The sequence below is a fragment of the Streptomyces sp. HSW2009 genome (assembly GCF_040240285.1).
Taxonomy (GTDB): domain Bacteria; phylum Actinomycetota; class Actinomycetes; order Streptomycetales; family Streptomycetaceae; genus Streptomyces.
In genome coordinates, this window is sequence record NZ_JBEHZD010000552.1 from 1 (window position 1) to 4,792 (window position 4,792).

4 protein-coding genes are annotated in these 4,792 nt (G+C 74.1%); 2 read left to right on the top strand and 2 right to left on the bottom strand.

Features of this window, described 5'->3' with window-relative positions:
* Window positions 1-228: hypothetical protein (locus AAHZ94_RS28400; protein WP_349996421.1), on the top strand; the 228-nt coding region annotated here is incomplete at its 5' end.
* On the opposite strand, the gene AAHZ94_RS28405 is transcribed toward AAHZ94_RS28400, so the two are convergent.
* Window positions 186-1,421, bottom strand: a complete 1,236-nt coding sequence (locus tag AAHZ94_RS28405) for a globin domain-containing protein (protein WP_349996422.1) — start codon at window positions 1,419-1,421, stop codon at window positions 186-188. The genes AAHZ94_RS28400 and AAHZ94_RS28405 overlap by 43 nt on opposite strands.
* Before the next feature lie 155 nt (window positions 1,422-1,576).
* The gene (locus tag AAHZ94_RS28410) at window positions 1,577-2,017 is read right to left on the bottom strand and encodes an RrF2 family transcriptional regulator (protein ID WP_349996424.1); all 441 of its coding nucleotides are present in this window, start codon (window positions 2,015-2,017) and stop codon (window positions 1,577-1,579) included.
* 643 nt (window positions 2,018-2,660) lie between these two features.
* Here AAHZ94_RS28410 and AAHZ94_RS28415 point away from each other — a divergent pair.
* Window positions 2,661-4,792: UvrD-helicase domain-containing protein (locus AAHZ94_RS28415; protein ID WP_349996425.1), on the top strand; the 2,132-nt coding region annotated here is incomplete at its 3' end.

A 4,792-nucleotide genomic window follows, 5' to 3' on the forward strand; every position in this document is an offset into this window, starting at 1 on the left:
AAAAAAAAAGGGGGGGGGGGGGGGGGGGGGGGGGGGGGGGGGGGGTTCGGGGGGGGGGGTGGGGGGGGGGGGGTGGGCCGGGGGGGGGGGGGGGGGGGGGGGGGGCGCGCCGCGCGGCGGCGGGACCGCGGGCCCCCCGCCGCCGCTCCGTGCGGGCTCAGACGGTCGGCCGGGCCGCCGTGTGGCTACTCCTCACCGCGCCACAGGTCCGGGCCGAAGACCTCGTAGTGGATGCGGTCCGCGGGCAGGCCCAGGGCATTGAGTTGGGTGCGGGCGGCGCGGAGGAAGGGGAGGGGGCCGCAGAGGTAGGCGGTGGTGCGGGTCGGGTCGGGGAGCGGGACGGCCGTCAGGTCGATCCGGCCGGTGCGGTCGGCGGGCCAGGCGCCGGCCGGCTCCTCGTACCAGACGTGCGCGGTGGCGTCCGGCAGCTTCCGTACGAGGGCGTCGAGTTCCTGCCGGAAGGCGTGCGTGGCCTCGGTGCGGTCGCCGTGCACCGCGACCACCTGCCGCGGCGAGCCGGTCACCAGCAGGTGGTCGAGCATGCCGATCAGCGGCGTGCAGCCGATGCCAGCGGAGACCAGCAGCACCGGGCCGTCCTCGTCGGCGGCGAGCGAGACGTCACCGAACGGCAGGCTGACCCGGAGCGTGTCGCCCGCGCGCGCGTGCGCGTGCAGGTGGGTGGACACCTCGCCGTCGGGCGTGGCCATCGGGCACCCGGCCCGGTCGGCCGCCCCCGTACCGCGCACCGCCTTGACCGTGATCCGCAGCCCCTCGGGGCGGGCCGCGCTGATGCTGTACTGGCGTATCTGGCGGGTCCCGTCGGCCAGTTCGACCTGCACCGATACGTACTGGCCCGGCCGGCACGCCGGGGGCGCGGAGCCGTCGGTGGGGCGTATCAGCAGGCTGATCACGCCGTCGGCCTCGGCGGTCCGTTCCACGATGCGGTAGGCGCGCCAGACGTCGCCCTCCGTGACGCCGGCCGCCGCGTACAGGTCGCCCTCGATGCCGATCAGCTCGTTCGCGAGCAGCCAGTACACCTCGTCCCAGGCCGCGGCGACCTCTTCGGTGACGGCCTCGCCCAGCACTTCGACGATGGCGGCGAACAGATGGGTGTGCACGACCTCGTACTGCTCGCGGGTGACGCCGAGCGAGGCGTGCTTGTGCGCGATCCGGTCCAGGAACGCGCCGGGGGCCGGCGCCGCGCCCGGCGCCACCAGGAACTGCGCGTACGCGGCGATCGCGCCGGCGAGCGCCTGCCGCTGGTCGCCGTTGGCCTGGTTGCCGCGGTTGAACAGGTCGCGCAGCAGCGCGGGGTGGGCGGCGAAGAGCCGGTCGTAGAACGACGCGGTGATCTCGCCGAGCGCACCGCCCACCGCGGGCAACGTGGCACGGACCGTCTCGGCCGACTTCTCGGACAACATGGCGACTCCAAACTGGTATATGAGATTCGTCTTTACGGGCAAGAGGGGGCGGCGGGATGGAGGGGAACTGGGCAGGGCGGGGCGCGGTCGGGCGTGCGGGAGCAGGCGGCGGCGCTCGTGTCTGAGGGGGTGAAGGTGAAGGGAGGGGGGCTGCGTCAGGTGGGGCGCGGGGTCAGGGCGAGCAGGACGGGGCCGGTCGGTGCGGAGACCAGGTCGTCGATGGTGAGCGGGTCGAGCGTGGCGTAGAAGGACTCCTGCGCCCGGCGCAGCGCGCTCCGCAGCCGGCAGGCCGACCGCAGCGGGCAGGGCGGCTCGTCCTCGCAACCGACCACATCGCCCTCTCCTTCCAGCTCGCGCACCAGCCAGCCGAGCGAGGCGGTACGCCCGGCCCGGGTCAACGCCAACCCGCCGCCCCGCCCCCGCCGGGCCTCGACCAGGCCGAGGTGGCGCAGCCGGGTGACCACCTTGGCGGCGTGGCTGTACGGGACGGCGACGGCGTCGGCCACCTCCCGGGTGGTCGGCGCGTCGTCCGCGTCGAGCACCGCGAGCCGCATCGCGATGCGGAGCGCGAGATCGGTGGCCTTGGTCAGTCGCACGTCAGAAGTCTAAGTAATACGCATCTGGGATTCGCATTTGGGGTCCCCGTCGACCGCCCCACCGCCGGTGAGCTGGGCAGATGCGGTGCGGGTGGGGGCGCGGCAACGGGTGGCGCGGGGTGCTGTGGGGCGTTGCCGGGGGTGAAAGTGGCCGAGGAGACGCGCTGCGGCGGGGTCGGAAGGGGCTGCGAGGGGCGCTGCGGGAAGCGCCGGCGTCCCGCCCGTACCGGCGCTGTGACCAGCGCCGACGCTCTCCGTACCCGCGCCGCGGGCGGCTCAGACGCTCCGTGCATCCGCGCCGCGGGCGGCTCAGACGTCCCGCCCGTACCTGCGCAACGGGCTCGGTCGCCGCCCCGTGCCCGCGCTGCGAGCAGGGAGCATCCCGTCTCGTATCCGTGCCGCAGGCTCGGCCGGCACTCCCGTGCGCCCCGCGGCCGGCTCGGGCACTCCTGCCCGTACCGGCGCTGTGACCAGCGCCGACGCTCTCCGTACCCGCGCCGTGGGCGGGCTCCGGCGCCGCCGCCCCCGTGCGCGCTCCGGGTGGGGCCGGCGGGTCCGCCCCAGCCGTGCCGCAGCCCAGCGCCAGCGCCGTCCACAAGACGCCGTGTCGATTGTCAGTGGTGCCGCCTAGACTCGGTTCGCGATGAGCAGCCTCTTTGACGACAGCTTCCTGGCGGACCTCGCGAAGGCGGGCGGCGAGCCGCCGCCCGACGAGCACGAGATCCCCGAGGACGACCCGGACGGCCCCGACGCGCCCGCCGGCCCACCGACCGAGCAGGTCCCGCCCGACCTGTTCGCCGGCTGGGACCTGGCGGCCGGTGCGGCCCCCGGGCCGTCCGGCGCGGGCTTCGGCGAGCGCGCGGGCGCGGCGCACCCGGGCGGGTACGCGGCGGACCCGGGCCCGTACGACGACGAACGCGACGCGTACTACCGCAACGGCGCGCCGCGCCCTGCCGTGGACCCGGCCGCGCTGCTCAAGGGGCTGAACGAGCAGCAGGGCGCGGCCGTGGCGCACGCCGGCTCGCCGCTGCTCATCGTCGCCGGCGCCGGCTCGGGCAAGACCCGGGTGCTCACCCACCGCATCGCGCACCTGCTGGCCACCCGTCGCGCGCACCCCGGCGAGATCCTGGCGATCACCTTCACCAACAAGGCCGCGGGCGAGATGAAGGAGCGGGTGACCGACCTAGTCGGCCCGCGGGCCAACGCCATGTGGGTCTCGACCTTCCACAGCGCGTGCGTGCGCATCCTGCGCCGCGAGTCCAAGAAGCTCGGCTTCACGTCCTCGTTCTCGATCTACGACGCGGCCGACTCCAAGCGGCTGATGGCCCTGGTCTGCCGCGATCTGGACCTGGACCCCAAGCGCTTCCCGCCCAAGTCCTTCAGCGCCAAGATCTCCAACCTGAAGAACGAACTCGTGGACGAGGAGGCGTACGCGGCGGAGGTCGGCGGCGACGGCTCCGCGGCCGGCGGCTTCGAGAAGACCCTCGCCGAGGCGTACACGATGTACCAGGCGCGGCTGCGCGAGGCCAACGCGCTGGACTTTGACGACATCATTATGACCACGGTGCACCTGCTCCAGGCGTTCCCCGACGTCGCCGAGCACTACCGGCGCCGCTTCCGGCACGTCCTGGTGGACGAGTACCAGGACACCAACCACGCGCAGTACACGCTGGTGCGCGAGTTGGTCGGGCCGGCCGAATCGGCGGCCGAGCTGTGCGTGGTGGGCGACGCGGACCAGTCGATCTATGCCTTCCGGGGCGCCACCATCCGCAACATCCTCCAGTTCGAGGAGGACTACCCGAGCGCGACGACCATCCTCCTTGAGCAGAACTACCGCTCGACGCAGACCATCCTCAACGCCGCCAACGCGGTCATCGAGCGGAACGAGAACCGCCGCCCGAAGAACCTGTGGACCGAGGCCGGCGCCGGCGCCACCATCACCGGGTACGTGGCGGACACCGAGCACGACGAGGCGCAGTACGTCGCGGACGAGATCGACCGGCTGACCGACGCGGGCGACGCGCGCGCGGGGGACGTGGCCGTCTTCTACCGCACCAACGCCCAGTCCCGCGTCTTCGAAGAGGTCTTCATCCGCGTCGGCCTGCCGTACAAGGTCGTCGGCGGCGTCCGGTTCTACGAGCGCAAGGAGGTCCGCGACATCCTCGCGTACCTGCGGGTGCTCGCCAACCCCGAGGACACCGTGCCGCTGCGGCGCATCCTCAACGTCCCCAAGCGCGGCATCGGCGAGCGCGCCGAGGCGATGATCGACGCCCTGGCCCAGCGCGAGCGGATCTCCTTCGCGCAGGCGCTGCGCCGCGTCGACGAGGCGTACGGGATGGCGGCGCGCTCGGTGAACGCGGTCAAGCGGTTCAACGTGCTGCTCGAAGACCTGCGCACGATCGTCGAGTCGGGCGCGGGCCCGGCCACGGTCCTCGAAGCGGTCCTGGAGCGCACCGGCTACCTGGCCGAACTCCAGGCGTCGACCGACCCGCAGGACGAGACCCGGGTGGAGAACCTCCAGGAACTCGCGGCGGTGGCGCTGGAGTTCGAGCAGGAGCGCGGTGTGGCGCCGACGGACGACACGTCACCAGGGGGCGCGCCGGCGGATGACGCGGCGCCGCGGGGCGCGGCGCCGACGTCCGTGCCGGCGGCCGTGGCGCCTGCCATCCGCGAGGGCTGCCACAGGTCTTTGACCACCGGGTTGGAGAACGTCTCCGACGCCCCGGCCCGCGGCTCCGCCCCGCTGCGGCCGGCCCCCGGCGACCCGCCGCGGAA